Here is a 20,708-nt window from a genome sequence, read left to right as displayed (position 1 = left end):
TTTGCAGCTTATTTTAAATAATAACCATCTAAACAATATATAAATAACAATTTACATGTTTGGATAGTTAGGACCGCCGCCGCCTTCTGGCGTTACCCACGTGATGTTCTGTGAAGGGTCTTTGATATCACAAGTTTTGCAATGGACACAGTTTTGCGCATTGATGACAAATTTAGCGCCTTCCGCGTCTTTTACAATCTCATAAACACCAGCTGGGCAGTATAAACGCGCTGGCTCAGCATAGAGTGGTAAGTTGATAGTGACAGGCACTGTTGGATCAGTTAATTTTAAATGTACTGGTTGATCTTCAGTATGGTTGGTATTTGAGATAAATACTGACGATAATTTATCAAATACCAATTTGCCGTCCGGTTTTGCATAGGTTGGCTGATAGGCATGAGCCGCACGCTCAAGCTGATCATAATCTTTTTTATTGTCATGAATGGTCAAAGGCATTTTGCCGCCCATCAGATTTTGCTCTAAAAAGGTAAACGCGCCGCCCATCCATTGACCCATACGGTGCATAGCAGGAGCAAAGTTACGTGCTTCATAGTTGTCTTTATACAACCAAGACTCTTCAAACATCGTAGTATAAGCCAGCACTTCATCATGTTGACGATCTTCTTGCAAGGCTTCGAAAATCGCCTCAGCCGCTAGCATTCCTGACTTCATTGAAGTATGGGTACCTTTGATTTTGGCAGGATTTAAGAAACCTGCGTCATCACCAGCTAATACACCACCTGGGAAGGTGAATTTTGGCAAGGAGTTCAAACCGCCTTTAGTTAACGAGCGTGCGCCGTAAGAGATACGTTTACCGCCTTCTAGAACATTACGAATAAGCGGATGTAGTTTTAGACGCTGCATCTCATCAAATGGCGACATATATGGATTAGAATAGGAGAGATCAATAACAAGACCAAAGCTTACTTGATTGTTTTCAGCGAAATACAACCACCAGCCTCCAGTTGAACCCGTATCAGTCAAAGGCCAACCTGAACCATGCATGACCACACCTTCTTCATGCTTAGCAGGATCAATATCCCATAGCTCTTTTAGACCAATACCATAGTGTTGGGGGTCACAGTCTTTGTCAAGATTAAAACGACTGATCAAGCGCTTGCCTAAGTGACCACGGCTACCTTCGGTAAATATAGTATATTTAGCAAGCAGCTCATAACCTGGCTCAAAGCTATGTTTCGCTTCGCCACTGGCAGCCACACCCATGTCGCCTGTCAATACGCCTTTAACTGAACCATCATCATTATATAAGATTTCATCAGCGGGGAAGCCTGGGAACATCATGACTTCTAGCTCTTCAGCTTGTTGAGCCAACCAACGAACGACGTTGCCTAATGAGACAATATAGTTGCCTTGGTTATGCATGCTGGCAGGAATGACCGAATCCATTAATTTGATAGATTTGGTCGCTGAACCCAGCATATAGACGCGATCTTCAATTGCAGGAACGTTTAGCGGTGCGCCTTTTTCTTTCCAATCTGGAATCAACTCATCCAAAGCGCGTGTTTCCATGACCGCACCAGAGAGAGTATGAGCGCCAAACTCCGAGCCTTTTTCGACCACACAAACCATGAACTCATCGTTACCTGCTGCGATGGCAAGCTGGCGTAGACGGATGGCAGCTGAAAGTCCGGCAGGTCCACCACCAACGATAATGACATCAAATTCCATTGACTCACGTTCTACTTCAGGCTCTGCTGCAACAGGTTCTGGCGCTTTGTCGACAACGACCGTTTCAGCAACTGGCTCAACGGCTTGCGTATCTACAATAACGGGCGTTTCTTCAGCGAGCACTTCTGGTGTTACCACTGCTGGCTCTGAATTTGCTGTGTCTGTCACGATTGGCGTGTCGATATTTACAGTATCACCATCAATAACTGGCGATTGATTGTCTTGCTCTTGCATACCTACTCCTAAACTTGTAGTGGCTTATCTCAGGGCATCATTAGCTTAACAATTGAATAATAAGGCTTGTGGCGCTAACTTTACTCAGACATATGGCTGCCCGATAAAAAGGGTCTTTACGGTATCAGTTGACGACGTTACGATGAAAGTGTTTTTAAAAACCTTCAAAACATAACGTAAAATGTGTCGTTAGTACAACGCCCACCAGACTAGTTCAAATAAAAAATCGTTACTTATTATAAAAGAAAAGTCCCACAAACACGATACGCATTTCACAACATCAGTGTTAAGGTAAGATTAAGACGGTGGGGGTACAATGACGATATTGTCTTATCATACCCGAAACTAAAATTTATAGTAATAACAGATTTGCCAAACTTTGATTACTACGTGAAGGATTGTACGATGACAGATAATAATAAAGATATCGATGCCACGACTGTAAAAGATGCTGAAACCTCTAATGACAAGCTGTCTGAGCTAAATACTATAGACAATTTGAGCCAATATTTAAAGTCTGTGGCAGGGACACGTGAAGGACGTGCCATACCGCCACTAGAAAGTTGGCATCCTGAACAAATTGATGATATGGACTTGGTCATCAAAGCCAATGGCGAGTGGTGGCATGAAGGCGGACACATGACCCGAGAGTCATTAGTCAGTCTGTTTGCCACTATCTTATGGAAAGAAGAAAAAGAAGGCGTGACTGAGTATTTTCTAAAGACGCCCGTACAGAAATTGCGTATCCAAGTGGAAGATGCGCCATTACTAATCAATGATGTCGGTATCGTCAACGAAGACACTAATAGTTGGCTTGAATTCACCACGACAACGGGTGATGTCGTACGCTTAGATGATGAGCATCCTATTTTTTTACGTCCTTATGACTCTGTTAATGTAGAGGGTAATGAAAATAGAAATGATCACTCTAATGATATGGATGCTGTTCATAATAGTCACGGAGAGGAAAACCAACAATTAACATCTGAGGTACAAATGCGTCCTTATATGCTGGTTCGAAATGGATTGACGGCACTTATTGGTCGCAATGTATTTTATCATCTAACCGAGATTGGCGAATTGACAGAGCAAGATGATAAAACCACGCTAACCCTGCAAAGTGGGGGTCATGCTTATACATTGACGATGACATCTATTTAACGGTCAATAATGAGCTATAATTAGGCAGTGATTGCTATTGATCTTGAGCAAATCTTGTTATCTATCTTATAGCCCTTTTTATTTATGGGTCTATAGTGAATTCAGTATTAAAGCGATACAGTAGGACTGGGATGAATTTTACGCAGCCTCTGTAGGCGTAGGCACAGCACGCCAGAAAAATTTATACCAGTACTGCGTTGAAACATAACGTATCTGTTTTATTTGGAATTGACTATATTATCGAAAGTAATATTGGTTAAATTTATTAGTAGGGTCGGTATGACAGTATTTTTATCAAAATGGCGGTGAAATAATATGAAAGTTGCCGCAAGTGCTGTTACTAACACAGTTAATACTTACTTAATAATTTCTGATAATAACACTGCTGAAGAAGCGATGGTCGATAGTCTGATATACAATCATAATAAAGGGACAAAGGCAGATCCAGACCGTAGCGCGCCTATTGGCTTATTTGATTCCGGTATTGGTGGCTTGTCTGTTTATCTCCATTTAGCCCAGCAACTGCCCAATGAACGTTATATTTACTATGCTGATACCCTGAATGTGCCCTATGGCAATCGAGATAGTGATGATATTAAAACATTCACATTGACGGCAGTAGAGTGGCTATATCAGCAAGGCTGCAAGCTTATTGTCATTGCGTGTAATAGTGCTTCAGCCTATGCGTTGCAGACAGCAAGGTGCCATTATCCGCAGCTACCCATCGTGGGTTTGGTACCAGCATTGAAACCTGCGGTATTGGCCAGTAAAAGTGGTCATGTGGCGGTACTAGCAACCAAAGCGACTCTAAACGGTAAACTCCTAAACGATGTCATTGCTACGATAGCCAGTCCAAGTGCAACCAGAGTGACCAAATATTTTGACCCGCAACTTGTGCCTTGGGTAGAATCAGGTATGCCGGAAAACAGTGAAACGGCGCAAAATCTTCGTCAGCAATTGCAAGTGTTCGCAAAGGATGGGGTAGACCAGCTGGTATTAGGCTGTACACATTATCCATTCTTTAAAGATTTTGTGATGCAAGCAATTGAATCGCAAAGACTATCAATGCAAGTGGTTGATTCAGGTCAAGCAATTGCAGAGCGCGTTAAGCAATTGTTGATCGCCAATAATTTGTCAGCATTGCCTATAGATGGATTAGATAGAAATGGTGTTTTAGATGCCAGTTTGAGTGACAATCAGATTAAGCCACCGTTGATATTTTATGCGACCAAATACGATAAGCATATGGATTTGCTGCTATCACGCTTACTTGGCGAGCAAACGCATTTACAATACCATCCTCATTTTGAGTATTAGCCTTAGGGGCTCCTAGGATTAATTTCGATACAGCTGTTATAATCCCGTAGTATATTAATGGAATTGGAAATAAAGTAAACGTATTCTAGCAATATTATGCTAGGCTTGTATTTACCAAACAGAATATTTTAATTGCTTGTTATTATAATTTTTCTGAGAACTCTGAGAACGTATCTTTTTCGACCAGCTAATAGAGATTAGAGGTGATCGTGCCAAACCGTCGCTACCATATTCATATTGTATGCGCTGATAACGACCAGTTATTGGTATTGGATAGTATTGCGATATTTTTTCAAGGCCGTGCCTTTTTAACCTATGATGCTTCCAGTAGATTACCCAAAGCTTCGTTATATGGGCGTCAGTGTATTGATGCTTGTGATTATGCTTTGATGGTCATTGGCGATAGCTACGGTACGACGCAAAATAACGGTGTTAGTCAAATGCATTTGAGCTATCTCAATGCTAAAGCGAAGCTCAAACCTTTACTGATACTAATAAAGAAACACCATAACGGTGCCAATATCAGTAGACAGTTGCAAGAATTTACCAGTGCAGTAACGTCAAAAACGGATAAGATTTATTATTACGAGACAGAAAACGACATCGAGCAATTGCTTATCCAAGCCTATTACAAAATGGTTGCTAGCCATAATATAGCTGCGGGATGGATCAGGGTTGATGAAGAGGCGATGAAGACTAACAAACCTTCAGTATCTGAGACTCTAGCGGCTACTTTAACAAACAATAGAGTGACAGGGCAAGAGACTACTGTCGTCCCTAGTCAGAGTATGGACGATAATGTCAGTAAGCCAATCGTATTGACAGAGACCTTTGAGATTCACTATAAAGCCCAAGCTTATGAGGGTGGTAATTTAACCGATGTGACAAGACCAATGGTATTGGCATGGCAAGACGTATTAATCACTCTGATAAAAATGCCAGCTACTTTTTCAAGCTATGGTCTACAAAGTGGTATCAACCGCTTAATCGCTGCGCGAGCTGAGATCGATATCAAGCGCGAGATGCCAAATGTTCATGCTGTAGCACGTTGTCAAATCTCTCAAGATGATCTCAATCATCTACAGCGGCAATTGGTTGCGGCTAATTGGATACAGCTAACTACCTATGGAACACGGGTCACACAGGAGCTTTGGAAGCTGACTTTTTATGCAAAAAGTTTACTTGATGCAAAAAAGCCATCGATAGAAAATCCTGCTATATCAACCGCCACTAGCTAAATTATCGCCTTCGCTATTATCAGTCATAATCGTTGCTACCAATCTTAGAACCTCATACAAATCATGATTGACTAACACGTTTCTTGCTAATGGCTACGTTTTGTAATACAAAGTATACGTGGTACTCGTTGTGAATCCCTTTGATACTCGTAATAATGATCAAGATGAACACATAATAATACTGAGCAATTAAGGAGAACAAATAATGAGTAATGCTAAAAATGACGCGTTAAAAAGTGAGTTGGATAGCTTAGAGCAAACCATGCATGAGGCAAGTCAGTTTCATACGTTAGAAGAGCAAGTAGCAGATATGAAGCGCCGCGGTATCGATCCGACCAAAGTCTATAAGGAATTGGATAGAAAGGAAGAGGATGCAGATTGGGGTGATGCCACGTGGAAAGAAAATGGCAAATGGGAGCCTAAGACGCCAGCAGATTTAGATGATAAAGCTCGTGAAAACTGGGATGGTGACAATGGTAAACCGAATCCACCACCTATCGTTTAATGTCTAAAAATTAGATATATCATGTAAACTGTGACAAGTCATAAAGAGTGTCAGAACTGACATGATCAAAAAGCCACGCTAATTAGCGTGGCTTTTTATTTTCATTAATACTTAAAAGGCATTACCTAATCAAGAGCCTTCATCAATACGTACCAGTTTTATAGTACCATCAGCACCCGTTACACGGCGATATCGCGTTGTGCTTGATTTTGATGGGCTGATCGCTATAGGCTGTGAGTAGCTATTAGATGTAGTATTTTGCTGTTGAATTAATTGTCCCATACGATCAGCAGACGCGGGGTTTAAAGGACGACTGTTTGTTGGCTGGTTATACTGATTGCCGTATTGCGAAGTATTAGGCGCCGTATTACCAACGATGGCACGATAGAATTTCTGCCCTGCACGTCCATCAGCTGGAAAAATGCCACGGCTAGACTGGTACTGCTGGATAGCAGTACGAGTATTATCACCGATAATGCCATCGACGGCGCCGATATCATATCCTGCATTTAATAATGCTTGCTGAATCGCTCTGGATTCTTGACGACCAATACCAGGATCGTCAGTTGGCCATGCTGTGATAAAGTCAGTTTTACTACTACTCTCGCGAGTAATCAAATCTGATAAATGGGCAATCGCCAGTGCATAGCTTTCTGAGGCGTTATAAGAATAGAACGTATCAAAGTTTTTACCGACTAAGAATGCAGGGCCGTCAGGACCGGCTGGTAATAATAATCCAGCACTACTCAAGTCAGAAGGAAGCGGGCTGCCATTAGCAAGGGTTAAACCTTGATTGCGCCAGTGGCTCATCGATTTTTTATCTTTACGGTTGGACGCTGCCCAAAATCCACTTGGCAGTTTTACCTCATAACCCCATGCTTCGCCTGAACGGTAGCCACGTTTATCTAAGAAGTTTGCCGTAGAGGCAAGGGCATCGGGGACGCTATTGACCAAGTCGCGGCGACCATCGCCATCGAAGTCGACTGCCAACTCTAAAAATGTACTTGGCATAAACTGCGTCTGACCAAACGCGCCTGCCCATGAACCTGTCATATCGCTTGGCGCAATATCACCGTTTTGGACGATTTTTAGTGCATTGGCATATTCGCCTTGGAAATAGCTTTGGCGGCGATCAAAGCAAGATAGGGTCGCTAAAGATTCAAACAAAGGTTTTTTGCCCAATGTCTGCCCAAAGTTAGACTCTACGCCCCAAACGCCTAATACGTGCTCGGCTTTAACGCCATAGCGCGATTCAATTTTACGTAACGTATCCGCCCATTGACGCTTGGCACGGATACCATCTTCTACGCGTTCGGTATCAACAAGTGATGACAAATAATCCCAAACGTCTTTTTGAAATTCAGGTTGATAGTTTAGCGATTGAATAACACTAGGGTCAGGCTCACTGGGACGATAGTTATTAAAGGTATAGCTATCAACATCACGAAATTTGCTAGAGTTTTTTAGACCATCTAGACACTGCTGAAACTGAGCATTAGACAAGTTTGGGGCGTCTGGCTTGGCAGCTTGAGCGGTGCTGGCAAGACTTAAGCCAATCGCTGCCGTCAATAAAGATAAGGTGGATAAGTGATTCAAGCGCATAAAAATATCCTATAAGCGTCGAAGTAGCTGTTAAAAAACAGTTACTAGAAATTAGTTATTAGAAAGTAAAACAAAGCGATGAAAAGTCGATTTTACTTAGAGTAACCAATCTCAATAGTAAAGAAAAGGTATCGTAGCACTCGGTTACTATAAGCTGACGTTGGCGTGAGGTTAGGATAGGGTTTTAGAAAAATATAGCATTACATAATTTTAGGAAAGTCTTTGGTTTTAACGTGGATGATTAATTTTACAGGTGTTTTACAAAGCTATTTCGCTAAAATGATATCCAATTCCTCAATAAAATCATGAATACGTGCTGCGTTTTTACCCAAGTCGCTACCGCCAACCCGCGATTTACTACGGAGATCAACCAGACGCTCGCTACCATTATCGTTGATACGTACAACGACATCATCTTTAAAACCAAACCACGCCGTAGTATCTGTTGCTTCAACAATACCTTTATTAGCATCAGTATTTACTAGCTCCCAACCTAAATTATCGATGGCTTGTTTAGTTTCCTCAATCAACTCAGATTTTGATTGTGAATAGACTAGCGTTTTTAGTTCCGGATAGCCTTGACGTTGTTGCTCGGCAGTTGCTTCACCAGCATAAGCGACTGGATTGGGTGCGTCAGCCCGTAGCGGAGCAATAGCGACAAACTCAGGTGGGTTGATTAAGTCAGTTGAAATATCATGAATAGGCGCTACGCTTTTGCCCTTACTCAGCATACTAAGTGGTAATCCGAGAGCAACGGCCGATAACGCAATGGTGACTACCACATTGGCAAGCGTTAGTGTATTTCGCTTAAATATAACTTGTAATACGAGCAATACAAGGGCTGCAACAGCGGTCAATATGCCATATTTAAATCCTATAAACACCGTACCTAATTCAATGATGTCATACTTATAAAGAGGGCCTGTCAATACGACTAATAAGAAAGCAATGAGACTTACGAAACTCACTAAAATTTTCATTAGATTTCTCGCTTATGGTTTATTCAACAACCAAACATTCTCTGTCACCGTCATCTCAGGTGCGGCGTTTAAAGTCGATGGTTTGCCCTCAAGCTCTTGAATTTGATAGTGAGCGCTATAGTACTGCTGGATTTGCTCATGACTGATTGAAAAGGGCGGTCCTGCTCGCTCATTTTGGTCGTAATTGAGTGTCAGTAATAACTGATGAGCGTTTTGACTGAGGTCGATAACTTGCTGACTATATTGCGGGCGCAACTCTGCTGGCATCGCAATTAATGCTGCTCGATCGTAGACCGCATCAACGCGACCAACATCATTAGTACGTAGCATAAATATATCTGCAACCCATAACGCTATTGTTTGTCCTGATAACTGCCCTTGATAGCATTTAATATTTGAATTTTTATCATGCGCTTTTATCGTATAAGAGATATTATTTTCAGCAAAAAATTCCTGTACCGCTGACTCAACCAATTCAACGCCGACCATATCAAAACCTTGATTGGCTAGCCAAATCATATCAATAGATTTGCCGCATAAAGGGATGAATATACGGCTTCCGGTGGCCATCTTTAAATCTGAAAAGTATTTAATCAACAAAGGATTCACTTTAGGCTGATTAAAGCCGATGCGTTTTTCCTTCCAGCGAGCCTGCCAAAATTCTGGATTCATTGCTTTAGCCTTCAGTTATAAGAATTTCTATTATCAGTTATTTTTTACAGTCGATGCATTATCATAACTTGTCGCTTGATATTGTTAAAGTCATTAACTCCAATAAAATTATCAGAAATTAAAAAAGCCAAATACTTATATTATAAGCATTTGGCTTTTATTAAATAATAAATTAAGACATGTCTGAAACGAATAAATTGTTAGGCAATGTGATGCTTAGCTCACCATATATTGACTGAATTCTTTACGTAGTTTAGCAAGTTTTGGTGGTATGGCAAAGTTGCAATAAGCTTGTCCTGGGTTGCGATTAAAAAAGTCTTGATGTGTGTCTTCTGCTTGATAAAATTCAACCGCAGGATGTACTTCGGTCACCACATTTATACCCATGTCACGCAGTTTATTAATGGTACGATCGATGGTCGGTTTTTGCGTTTCATCAGTGTAGAACACGACGCTACGATATTGGCTACCTACATCATTACCCTGACGATCCATTGTAGTGGGATCATGAGTGGCAAAGAAGACATCAAGTATCACTTCTAATGGGACAATCGATTCGTCAAATTCGACTTTAATCACTTCAACGTGACCAGTATTCCCACCGCAGACTGCTTCATAATTGGCTGATACCGCATCGCCGCCCATATAACCTGATATTACAGACTGTACGCCTTTTACGGATAAAAATACTGATTCGGTGCACCAAAAACAGCCACCGCCTAATATAATGGTTTGCATAATTTTTCCTATTCTTATCATTATAAAATATGAGCCAAGCATGTTTTACAAATCTATTTTGCTTGGCGATATACATTTAGCTTAACAGTGCAGTTGCCTGCGATAAGTAACAAATAGTAATGTTATAATGGGCTTTTGCTACGCTAAAAAGCTCGTTATTATCAGCTGCTTATTATTGATAGCGTCAGTCAAGATGATTACACACGTTAAAGTTTAGTTTAATTACCAAAGAATGAGTCACACTATGAGCCAATCTCAGCCTACCACTGTTAAACATGACACCTTATTCACCACGCCACTAGATAAAGCAGCTCGCTTTTCATTTGATGAGCAAGTGGTGGCTTGTTTTCCGGATATGATCCGTCGCAGTGTTCCCGGTTACGGTCAGGTATTGGCGATGTTACCCATATTTGCTCGTCGTCATTGTAAATATCGCCAACAGAGTGATAGTGGGCAGCGTGTGAGCCGTATTTATGATTTGGGTTGTTCACTGGGTGCTGCAAGTATGACCTTGGCTGGCGAGTTTGAGCCGCAAGATTTGCAAATTAAAGCGATTGATATTTCACCTGCGATGACCACTGAAGCGACTACTTTACTGAATGATAATTATCCTGAGCATGACATAGAGGTCATCACTGCGGATATTCGCGATATTGAGCTTGAGCCATGTGATATGGTGATTTTGAATTTAACCTTACAGTTTTTACCGGCTGCCGATAGAGTGGCAGTGTTAGAAAAGATTTATGTGGCACTCAGCGAAGGCGGTATATTGGTATTGACCGAAAAGACTCATGCCTTTGATGAGCAGTATGATGCGTGGTTGGTTGAACGTTATTATGATTTTAAACGCGCCAATGGCTATACCGAGATGGAAATCAGCGGCAAACGAAATGCGCTAGAAAACGTCCTTATTACGGATACTTTAGATGAGCATCACGCACGATTGAGTGATGTTGGCTTTCAGCGTCATCTCACGTGGTTTCAGTTTTTAAACTTCGTCTCTATTGTGGCGTTTAAATAATTCTTATTTTTAACACAGTTGTTTTTTGATCAATACGGTAACCTGCTTTTATGCTTAACGACACTATTACCCACGCCGAACGTGAACTGTATTTAACCCTGCTAGAACTAGCGCAACAGCAGCCAAGTGCTTATGAATGGCTTACGCGCTTGCCAACATGGTTAAATGATATCAAGGACAAAGCCAATTACGCGCATGCGCCTGCCTATCAAGCATCGGTTGCGCGTTTACCGAATTTGACGGTCAATAATGTCGATCTGAACAGTGATGTCTTGACGATTGAGGCAAATCTTAGTGAGTCTCAGCGCAAACAAACAATGGCATTATTAAAGCAGCTGATGCCGTGGCGCAAAGGGCCTTTTCAAATTGGTGGTCAGATCAGTAGTCGTCAAACTGTTGATACCCAAGATAACAGCGATACCAATGCGCCAATATTGATTGATACCGAATGGCACAGTGATTGGAAATGGCAACGAGTCGCACCGCATTTGGGTAACTTAAAAGGTCGCCGCGTCTTAGATGTTGGTGGTGGTTCTGGTTATCATGGTTGGCGTATGGCAGGGTCAGGCGCCGATACGGTCATCATCATTGACCCATCGTGCTTGTTTTATCATCAGTTTATGGCGATTCGGCATTTTGTAGGTAGCGCCGATGCTCATACTTATACTCATGGTACAGGGCGTTACCGAACTCATTATATTCCAGTGCCGCTTGAAGCATTGCCTGAGCATAGCCAATTATTTGACACCGTATTTAGTATGGGTGTGCTCTATCATCGCCAATCGCCGTTTGAGCACTTGCAACAGCTTAAAGGGCAGTTGGTCAAAGGTGGCGAGCTGGTACTTGAAACTTTGGTAATAGAAGGCGATGCCAATACGGTACTGGTACCGCATGACCGCTATGCTCAAATGAATAATGTGTATTTTTTACCTTCGGTTGCCGCATTAATAGGCTGGTTAGAGAAAGCTGGTTTTACTGAGGTGCGCTGCGTCGATGTGGCAGTTACCTCGACGGAAGAACAGCGCAAAACGGAATGGATGACTTATCATTCGTTAGCAGATTTTTTAGATCCTAATGATTCTAGCAAAACTCTTGAAGGCTATCCTGCGCCGCTGCGTGCTACTCTAATTGCCAAGAAATGATTGCAAAAAAATAATTGGCAAAGCAGTAAATTGTCAATGCTTTTTAGATAAACCACCGTGTAAATGCCATTTCTAACAATATTTTTAAGATAAAACCGATAAAACCAGTACCAAGTGCTAAGAACATCCAAAATGTACCAGCGCGACCAGCACCAGACTGTTTTGATAAGTCCCAAATGATAAAGAATAAAAAGGCAATAAAAATGGGCAATAAGATGTAAAGCCCCCAACTGGTAACGGTACTGGCAGCAATGGCAAACATAATTTTATCCTATATACGAAGTCATAAAGTACCACGTTCTCTGTTCGTTATTTTATTGCTTTTTAATGAAATACTTACAAATAGTTGAATAAGTATTTAAGCATCACGATATCAAGAGAAAGTAGCCAATAAATGGCGTTATTATAACGTGGAACAGGCTAGGTATGAATGTTTCATCAACCTTGGGAAACAGGAACGCTACAATAACTCTGACCTATAAGCCATCTGCCAATTATAATAACCCTTAAACGTCAAATAAACCCTAGCACCTTGCTATAAATAGCATTTTATCGCTATTTTTAGTCCAAATAGTGCAATAGCAGGTAAAGGTTGTTATATTTGCAGGTTACTTATCTTTTTATCGTATTTTATATTCCACCACTTTTATTGTTTATTTATCCGAGTTTATAGTCCTATGTCACAAGCCCAAATCGATACGCTTACCTCACTGTTTGACAGTGCGATTGCAGTCCTAAAAAATGACGGCGAATTACCGGCTGATTGGCAAAATAATAGCCAAATTACGCGTACTAAGGATACCAGCCATGGTGATTTTGCCAGCAATATTGCCCTGACTGCTGCCAAAGCTGCCAAAGCCAATCCGCGCCAAGTGGCTGAAAAAATCGTTAATGCATTGCCTGAGAATCAAGATATCCGCCAAATAGAAATCGCGGGTCCAGGGTTTATCAATGTGTTTTTGAATACTGAAGCCAAGTTTGCAGTGTTAGATGATATCTTCAATTTGCAAAATGGCTTTGGCTTAAGCAAGCAGTTTGACGGACAAAAAATACAGGTCGAATTTGTCTCTGCTAACCCAACTTCTAGCTTACACGTTGGTCACGGTCGCGGCGCTGCATTTGGTATGAGCGTATCAAACTTGCTTGAGGCGATTGGCTATGATGTCACGCGTGAGTACTATGTCAATGATGCCGGTCGCCAGATGGATATCTTAGCGACCAGTACTTATTTGCGCTATCTAGAAACCAATGGTGAGACTGTCACCTTCCCCGTCAACGGCTATCAAGGCGACTATGTCAGTGATATTGCTCAGACATTAAAGACGCAGCATGCTGATACTTACGTACATCGTTTCGCAGATATTGCCGAGAACGTGCCAGAAGATGCGCAGTTCGAAATAAATGCCGATGGCGAAAAAGTACTGCTATCAGGTGATAAAGAAGCCCATATCGATGGTCTAATTGCCAATAGTAAAGCTTTACTTGGTAATGGTTATGAGCTGTTTCTAAATGCAGCATTAAGCAGTATTTTGGCTGATATCAAAGACGATCTAAATGACTTCGGTGTGAGTTATGAATGCTGGTTTAGTGAAAGATCAATTGATAGCGAGATTGAGCCAGTCTTACAGATTTTAGAAGACAAAGGCTACCTCTACGAAAAAGACGGCAATATCTGGTTTAAATCGACGGATTTTGGCGATGAAAAAGACCGTGTCGTACGCCGCGCTAATGGGCAAAGTACCTACTTTGCCTCTGATATCGCCTATCATAAAAATAAATTCGATCGCGGTTTTGACAAAGTCGTGAACGTTTGGGGTGCAGACCACCATGGCTATGTACCGCGCGTAAAAGCGGCTTTATTGGCGCTTGGTATCGATGCCGACCGTTTAGATGTGGTATTAGTGCAGTTTGTCGCATTATGGCGCGGTGATGAAAAAGTACAAATGTCATCACGCTCTGGCAAATTTGTGACCTTACGTGAGCTACGTCACGAAGTTGGCAACGATGCAGCGCGTTTTTATTACGTCGCGCGTAAGCCTGAAGTACATGTTGATTTTGACTTGGAGCTTGCGAAATCGCAAAGTAAAGACAACTTGGTTTATTACATTCAATATGCACATGCCCGCGTTTGCCGTGTGTTAGAAAAACTAGAAACCAGTGGTTTAAGTGTGGATGATGCGATAGGTGCGGCGCAGCAAGAATTACTTGTTGCACCAAGTGAAGAGGAGTTGATTAAGCTGCTTGCCGCTTATCCTGCTACCTTGATGCGCTCAGCGACAGGTTATGAGCCGCACATCTTGACTAATTACCTTAAAGAGTTGGCAGCGTTATTCCATGGTTGGTACGATAGCAATCGTATTTTGCCTGTGAGCCTGACTTCAGGTGAGACACCAAGCGCCGATGAAATGGCGATGATGCAAGCTCGTTTACGTTTATCTAAAGCAGTACGCCAAGTTATCAGTAACGGGCTTGGTCTATTAGGGCTGTCTGCACCGTCTAGCATGTAATAAAGCTAGCAACTGATAGTAATAATTCAATAATGACAGATAGATTCAGTAGGGAGAATGCGATCCATGTTAGCCAAAAAACCAAGAGGTGCCACTGAAAAGCGCAAAACAAGTAGTGCGTCAGGCTTATTATGGATGTTTGTTGGTGCAGTGTTGACGCTGATGATCGGGGTATTCTTATATCTGTCACCATGGTTTAATTTTAGTCCCGCTGATACGGCTGGAGATCCTAATAAGCAAATACAGCAACGAGTTGATCCTGATGCTGACAATGGTGATTATGAATTCTATGATATTTTACCCAATCAAGAAATGGCAACCGTCCCTGATGAAGAATTTGACAAGACCGACAATGACCAGCTGGGTGAAATCATAGATTTTGAACCGGATGTGATTGTCAATCAAACTGACAGTAATGTGCCTAGTGCTAATGATGATACGGGTAATATTTCTGAAGGTACAACCAGTGCGCCAAATGCTGGCGCAGCTACTGGTAATGATGATATCGTTATTATTGAAGAAGATGCGACCTACGATGGTACGCCAGCGACAAGCAATCCGGGTACTAATGCAAACAAACCCAATGCTGGCAATGCAAGCATTCAAGCTGCTAAGCCTGCTGCTACGTATATCTTACAAATTAACAGTTTTGGTGATGCTGATGAAGCCGACCGTCGCCGTGCGCAAGTACTGATGGCAGGTGTTGATGCGAAAGTCGTTAAAAACACTACTGGTAATGGCTTGCCTATCTATCAGGTGATCTCACGCCCAATGAATAGTCGTCAAGCCGTTGCTACTGCTCAGCAGCGCCTGCAAAATAACGGGATTGATTCTATTATCGTTGAACAACGTCGTTAGTTTTAGGTTGATTTGATTGTTTAGAAAAAAAGCGTCACAGTGGCGCTTTTTTTATACGTTTTTTTTGCTAATAGCGGCGTATTTTTTCTAAGCTTAACCCACTATATTGAAATTTTTTATTGCCACACTAACCGAGAGTATCGCTATGACGGTATCTAATTCAGCAGTAACCACGCACAGTCCTTTTAAAGCATTTTTTCAAAAATACTTTATTGATGCATTTACTGGTATGGCTTTGGGGCTTTTTGTCACCCTCATAGCGGGTCTTATCATCTCGCAAATCGGTGGTTGGCTAAATCTTCCAACACTGATTGCCGTCGGAAAATTGGCATCTGTGTTAATGGGCGCGGGCATCGGTGTCGGCATTGCTTATTATCTAAAAGCGCCAACTTTGGTAATGCTTAGCTGCTTGGTCGCTGGTATGTTGGGCGCTCACTCTGAAGCATTAATGGCAGGTAATCTATTTATTGCTCAAGAAGCAGGTCCTGCCACCTTTGCTGCGCTACCGGGTAATCCAATCGGTGCATATTTGGCGTCAGTTTTTGCCTATCGCGCTGGTACATGGGTTGCAGGCAAGACCAAGCTTGATATTCTACTGGTACCTTTACTGATCTGCGCGGTGGCATTAGCCGTATGTGCGCTGCTCAATCCTCCTGTTGTTGCTGCGGTCAATGCCATTGGTCAAGGGATTCAAGCAGCCACTACTTTACAGCCATTATTAATGGGAATCGTAATCGCTGTTGTCGTCGGTATATTGCTAACGATGCCGACATCGAGTGCGGCGATTTGTATTGCTATTGGACTTGGCGGAGTTGCAGGTGGGGCGGCAGTGGTAGGCTGCGCGGCACATATGATTGGCTTTGCCGTCGCCAGTTTTAAGGACAACGGCATAAGTGGGGTTGTGTCTCAGGGTTTGGGCACTAGTATGCTACAAATTCCTAATGTGCTCAGAAAACCCATTATTTTATTACCGGCTGTTATAGCAAGTGCTATCGTCGGTCCGATAGCGACCGTCGGCTTTGAGCTAGCATGTACGGCTACAGGCGCAGGTATGGGAACCGCAGGACTGGTTGGCGTATTTGGCGTGATTGAAGCGTCAAAAGAGATTATGAGTACGGGTCAATTATGGACGGCGATTATTTTATTGATGTTTATATTGCCTGCTGTGATTGCTGGCGTTGTGGCTTATATGATGCGTCGATTTGGTTGGTTGGTCGATGGCGATATGAAACTGCCTTAGTATCCATTGAAAAATAAGCAGCATTCCTTAAAAACTAAGATTTAAGGAAGAACTCAGGAAAATCAAAAAGCCCAGTTATTTAAGATAACTGGGCTTTTCGTTCTTCTAGCATTTATAACATTTTTAAATTAGCGACGTACATCTTTAGGGGCGTCGCCTTTTGGCCAATCTTTGTCTTTATTGGCTTTTACCGGACGTGGCAAGTGAGTAAAGTAAGCAGCAATATCGACGGCTTCTTGGTCAGTTAACGTATTGCCTTGACCAAAGGGCATTTTGCCTTTGATAAATGCCGCAGCCGTATAGGTACGTGCCATACCAGCACCATCATTGAAGGACTTTTCACCAGCGACAGCAGGATAAACGTAGGTGCCATCGTCGTTATACTGACCTTCACCAGTTGCACCATGACAAACGCTACACTTCTCTGCAAATAGCTTTTTGCCATTGTCAGTGTTTGGCTCGAGGTTTTTATCCACTTTGACAAAACCACGACCTTCAGGCGATACGCCAAATGGCATGTCTTGTGACAACCAGCTCATGTAAGCCACCATTGCGTTCATATCATCTGAACCAAGATCCAGTGCCTTACCGTTCATCGAACGCTCAAAACAGCCGTTAATACGTTCTTGTATCGTATTGACACGACCTGCGCGCGTACGATAGATAGGATAGACGCTGGGCATATTGTTCCAAGGTGCAGCATAAGCCTCTGAACCATTGCCAAGGTGACAGCTTGTACAGTTCAGCTGATTACCAACGTTATTTGGCATCTCCTTATAAGTGTGATTGGCAATTTGTAAGCCGCGACGCACAGCGGCACCAAACTCATCATCTGGAATCGTAGATTCATCTGGCATCTTAATAGTAGGCTTGCCACTTGCCGTATCAGTGCCACCTGCGGTCGCAGTTATGTCATTGGCAGCTGGCATGTTACTTTTAATAACTTCAGCGCGTGCTTCGAGATCTTTTACTCGTGCCAATGCTGCCGCTTCTTCGACACGGTCAACGGCTTTGGTTTCAGTGTGATCGCTACAACCAGTAATACCGACAGCACTAATGGCAAACACAGTGGCTATCAAAACGGAGCACTTAGGATATAGGAGCGTTTTCATAGGAATATCCTTATTTTAAAAAGTAATATAGAAATTTAAATTTATATGCTAGTTTAGGTGCCATAATGGTAGAACCAACTCGATATTTTGTGTCAGTAAAAGGCTAAGAGCAGTAAAAATAAGGATAATCTTTAGAACAGCATAAAAATAACACGTAATATCGAGTCTTTGATGCAATCTTAGTTGCTCAGCAGCCTAACTCTAGCGCTTGAAATATAACAAAGAATGAAGCGGTAGGTTGCTAGTAACATTAGTGTATCAAATACAAATACGTAAAGTGTTTTAAAATTGAAAACAGAAGCTATAACATTAGTGTTTCGTTGCTTCTTTTAAACTGAAGTCCTTGTATTTAGCATAAAAAAGCGCTCAAACATAAATCATGTTTGAGCGCTTTTTTTAAATTTTAACTAACTTTTCGCTAATTAAAACGAGTGATGTAGCAGGTTAACAGTTAAGCAATTTCAGGCGTCTTGCCTTCGTTAATCACTTGCTCATCAACGAGTACAGTCTTAGCATCCTTCATAGAAGGCAGCTCATACATCGTCTCTAACAGAGCATTTTCAACGATAGAGCGCAGTCCACGAGCACCAGTTTTGCGTGCCATCGCTTTTTTAGCAATCGCATCAAGTGCTTCTTTGGTAAACGTAATGTCAGCGCCTTCCATATCAAACAGATACTTATACTGCTTAACCAAGGCGTTCTTAGGTTCCGTCAAAATCTGAACCAATGCATCTTCGTCTAGCTCTGTAAGCGCAGCAAGTACTGGAAGACGACCGATAAGCTCCGGAATAAGTCCAAACTTGATCAAATCTTCAGGCTCTACTTGTTGCAGTAGTTCTGAGCTACGACGACTATCATCTTTTGAGCTGACATCAGCATTAAAGCCAATGCCTGTCTTTTCAGTACGCTGCTGAATGACTTTATCAAGACCGGCAAACGCACCACCAACGATAATCAAAATATTGCTGGTATCTACTTGGATCAACTCTTGCTGCGGATGCTTACGACCACCGTGTGGCGGAATAGCCGCGACCGTACCTTCGATAAGTTTTAGCAATGCTTGCTGTACGCCTTCACCCGACACATCACGCGTGATAGAAGGGTTATCACCTTTTTTGCTGATTTTATCAATCTCATCAATATAGATGATGCCTTGCTCCGCTTTACTAACATCATAATCTGATGCTTGTAATAGCTTTTGTACGATGTTTTCAACGTCTTCACCGACATAACCGGCTTCGGTCAAAGTCGTGGCATCCGCCATCGCAAAAGGAACATCAAGTAGACGTGCTAGCGTTTGCGCAAGTAAAGTCTTACCAGAACCTGTTGGACCAATCAGCAAAATATTACTCTTTGCCAATTCTACCATTGCATCATCAGCACCAATTTTAGCTTTTTTGCTATCATTGGCTAAAATTTGGCTAACTTTTAGACGCTTATAATGGTTATAAACGGCAACAGCCAAGGCTTTCTTAGCAGCATCCTGACCGATGACGTATTCATCAAGCTTGGCGCGCAATTCTTTTGGTGTTGGCAGTTTTTTATTGACCCAAGAGGTATCAATATCGCTATCGTCATCACCATGTTCGTCACTGTCGGCGATAAGGTCTGTACATAGCTCAATACATTCATTACAGATATTGGCATCGTCAGCGGCAATCAGCTGCTTCACTTCACTTTTTTCTTTGCCGCAAAACGAGCACTGCGGGGTGTTATCTTCTGCCATATACAGGCACTCCTAAAATTTTATACTTATAAATATTCTGATGTGCGTATCAACGCTTAAGTGCCTAATATAGAGCACTTAAGCATAAGCAGTGCTACTAGCTACATCGATACAGCTGCTCATAGAATGGCTATTATAAAGAAGCAGGGCGACGCTCTAATACTTCATCGATCAGACCATATTCTTTGGCTTCTTTAGCATCTAACCAATAATCACGCTCGACGTCTTTTTCAATTTTATCTACTGGCTGACCCGTACGCTCAGCCAAAATCTCGTTTAAGCGCGCACGAGTTTTTAGGATTTCACGTGCATTGATTTCGATATCTGTTGCTTGACCTTGTGCGCCGCCTGAAGGTTGATGAATCATGACGCGAGCATTGGCTAGGGCATAGCGTTTGCCTTTTTCACCAGCAGCCAGCAGGAATGAGCCCATGCTATAAGCACCGCCCATACAGATGGTTGATACTTCAGGTTTGATAAAGTTCATCGTATCAAAAATGGCCAAACCAGCACTGACCGAGCCGCCTGGTGAGTTGATATATAAATGAATGTCTTTATCAGGGTTTTCGGCTTCCAAAAATAGCAGCTGCGCCACAATAAGATTGGCCATATGGTCTTCAACTTGACCGGTCAAAAAGATAACGCGCTCACGTAGTAGACGCGAGAAAATATCAAACGAGCGTTCGCCGCGAGCTGATTGCTCAACTACCATAGGAACTAATGCTGCTTGGGTTGCGCTTTGATTATACTGTGCGCTCTGGGCAGTAGTGTGTGCGCTCATCAGCATATCAAAATGCGGGTTGGCAGTGATGCGATCATAATCTGTCATAAAAATATCCTGTTTATAAAGATAGAAGATAAAAAGTAGAAAATCGTTAAATTTTTATTGGTGTTTATCATTGTAAACATTGTCGGTTTATAATAAAACCTATTACGCTAAATGAGACGGGTATCGCATCAATAGTT

At 42.1% G+C, this 20,708-nt stretch carries 18 protein-coding genes; 9 read left to right on the top strand and 9 right to left on the bottom strand.

The window, feature by feature from the left end:
* Positions 1-51 precede the first annotated feature (51 nt).
* Entirely contained in the window at positions 52-1,689 is a 1,638-nt protein-coding gene (locus PCRYO_RS11500; protein WP_011514561.1) for an electron transfer flavoprotein-ubiquinone oxidoreductase, read from the bottom strand.
* A gap of 639 nt (positions 1,690-2,328) precedes the next feature.
* Between PCRYO_RS11500 and PCRYO_RS11495 the strand changes: the two genes are divergently transcribed.
* The 4 genes from PCRYO_RS11495 (at position 2,329) to PCRYO_RS11480 (ending at position 6,144) form a co-directional block, all read left to right on the top strand.
* The gene (locus PCRYO_RS11495; RefSeq protein WP_011514560.1) at positions 2,329-3,084 is read left to right on the top strand and encodes a DUF1285 domain-containing protein; all 756 of its coding nucleotides are present in this window, start codon (positions 2,329-2,331) and stop codon (positions 3,082-3,084) included.
* A gap of 315 nt (positions 3,085-3,399) precedes the next feature.
* Positions 3,400-4,401 (top strand): glutamate racemase, encoded by a 1,002-nt coding sequence (gene murI / locus PCRYO_RS11490; protein WP_011514559.1) that lies wholly within the window; start codon positions 3,400-3,402, stop codon positions 4,399-4,401.
* 209 nt (positions 4,402-4,610) lie between these two features.
* On the top strand, positions 4,611-5,639 hold the full coding sequence (locus PCRYO_RS11485) for a DUF4062 domain-containing protein (protein WP_226939364.1): 1,029 nt from the start codon (positions 4,611-4,613) through the stop codon (positions 5,637-5,639).
* 205 nt (positions 5,640-5,844) lie between these two features.
* A complete protein-coding gene (locus PCRYO_RS11480) occupies positions 5,845-6,144 on the top strand; it encodes a hypothetical protein (RefSeq protein WP_011514557.1) in 300 nt (99 codons plus the stop codon).
* 129 nt (positions 6,145-6,273) lie between these two features.
* Here the strand turns inward: PCRYO_RS11480 and PCRYO_RS11475 are convergent, their stop codons facing one another.
* From PCRYO_RS11475 to msrA, 4 genes are all read right to left on the bottom strand, one after another.
* Complete coding sequence (locus tag PCRYO_RS11475; protein ID WP_011514556.1) at positions 6,274-7,746, bottom strand: lytic murein transglycosylase; 1,473 nt, start codon at positions 7,744-7,746, stop codon at positions 6,274-6,276.
* 266 nt (positions 7,747-8,012) lie between these two features.
* Positions 8,013-8,726: a DUF1499 domain-containing protein gene (locus tag PCRYO_RS11470; RefSeq protein WP_011514555.1), complete on the bottom strand. Its 714-nt coding sequence runs from the start codon at positions 8,724-8,726 to the stop codon at positions 8,013-8,015.
* A 12-nt stretch (positions 8,727-8,738) separates the two neighbouring features.
* Positions 8,739-9,398: a thiopurine S-methyltransferase gene (gene tmpT / locus PCRYO_RS11465; RefSeq protein ID WP_011514554.1), complete on the bottom strand. Its 660-nt coding sequence runs from the start codon at positions 9,396-9,398 to the stop codon at positions 8,739-8,741.
* A 216-nt stretch (positions 9,399-9,614) separates the two neighbouring features.
* Positions 9,615-10,136, bottom strand: a complete 522-nt coding sequence (msrA, locus tag PCRYO_RS11460) for a peptide-methionine (S)-S-oxide reductase MsrA (RefSeq protein ID WP_011514553.1) — start codon at positions 10,134-10,136, stop codon at positions 9,615-9,617.
* Between the two features lie 232 nt (positions 10,137-10,368).
* Here msrA and cmoA point away from each other — a divergent pair, with 232 nt between their 5' ends.
* Complete coding sequence (gene cmoA / locus PCRYO_RS11455) at positions 10,369-11,157, top strand: carboxy-S-adenosyl-L-methionine synthase CmoA (RefSeq protein WP_011514552.1); 789 nt, start codon at positions 10,369-10,371, stop codon at positions 11,155-11,157.
* 50 nt (positions 11,158-11,207) lie between these two features.
* Positions 11,208-12,299, top strand: a complete 1,092-nt coding sequence (gene cmoB / locus PCRYO_RS11450; protein ID WP_011514551.1) for a tRNA 5-methoxyuridine(34)/uridine 5-oxyacetic acid(34) synthase CmoB — start codon at positions 11,208-11,210, stop codon at positions 12,297-12,299.
* 43 nt (positions 12,300-12,342) lie between these two features.
* On the opposite strand, the gene PCRYO_RS11445 is transcribed toward cmoB, so the two are convergent.
* Complete coding sequence (locus PCRYO_RS11445; RefSeq protein ID WP_011514550.1) at positions 12,343-12,561, bottom strand: DUF2788 domain-containing protein; 219 nt, start codon at positions 12,559-12,561, stop codon at positions 12,343-12,345.
* A 415-nt stretch (positions 12,562-12,976) separates the two neighbouring features.
* On the opposite strand from PCRYO_RS11445, the gene argS reads away from it, so the two are divergent.
* The 3 genes from argS (at position 12,977) to PCRYO_RS11430 (ending at position 16,904) form a co-directional block, all read left to right on the top strand.
* Complete coding sequence (gene argS, locus PCRYO_RS11440; protein ID WP_011514549.1) at positions 12,977-14,806, top strand: arginine--tRNA ligase; 1,830 nt, start codon at positions 12,977-12,979, stop codon at positions 14,804-14,806.
* Between the two features lie 66 nt (positions 14,807-14,872).
* A complete protein-coding gene (locus PCRYO_RS11435) occupies positions 14,873-15,664 on the top strand; it encodes an SPOR domain-containing protein (protein ID WP_011514548.1) in 792 nt (263 codons plus the stop codon).
* Between the two features lie 145 nt (positions 15,665-15,809).
* The gene (locus PCRYO_RS11430; protein ID WP_011514547.1) at positions 15,810-16,904 is read left to right on the top strand and encodes a PTS transporter subunit IIC; all 1,095 of its coding nucleotides are present in this window, start codon (positions 15,810-15,812) and stop codon (positions 16,902-16,904) included.
* 128 nt (positions 16,905-17,032) lie between these two features.
* Here the strand turns inward: PCRYO_RS11430 and PCRYO_RS11425 are convergent, their stop codons facing one another.
* The 3 genes from PCRYO_RS11425 to clpP all read right to left on the bottom strand — a co-directional run bounded on the left by PCRYO_RS11425 (position 17,033) and on the right by clpP (position 20,571).
* A complete protein-coding gene (locus tag PCRYO_RS11425; RefSeq protein ID WP_011514546.1) occupies positions 17,033-18,016 on the bottom strand; it encodes a c-type cytochrome in 984 nt (327 codons plus the stop codon).
* Between the two features lie 451 nt (positions 18,017-18,467).
* A complete protein-coding gene (gene clpX / locus PCRYO_RS11420) occupies positions 18,468-19,742 on the bottom strand; it encodes an ATP-dependent protease ATP-binding subunit ClpX (RefSeq protein ID WP_011514545.1) in 1,275 nt (424 codons plus the stop codon).
* 133 nt (positions 19,743-19,875) lie between these two features.
* Positions 19,876-20,571, bottom strand: coding sequence for an ATP-dependent Clp endopeptidase proteolytic subunit ClpP (gene clpP / locus PCRYO_RS11415; RefSeq protein ID WP_011514544.1), 696 nt, complete (start codon positions 20,569-20,571; stop codon positions 19,876-19,878).
* Between the last annotated feature and the right edge of the window lie 137 nt (positions 20,572-20,708).

It is taken from the genome of Psychrobacter cryohalolentis K5, assembly GCF_000013905.1.
GTDB classification, from domain to species: domain Bacteria; phylum Pseudomonadota; class Gammaproteobacteria; order Pseudomonadales; family Moraxellaceae; genus Psychrobacter; species Psychrobacter cryohalolentis.
This window is presented reverse-complemented; position numbering and strand designations above follow the sequence as displayed.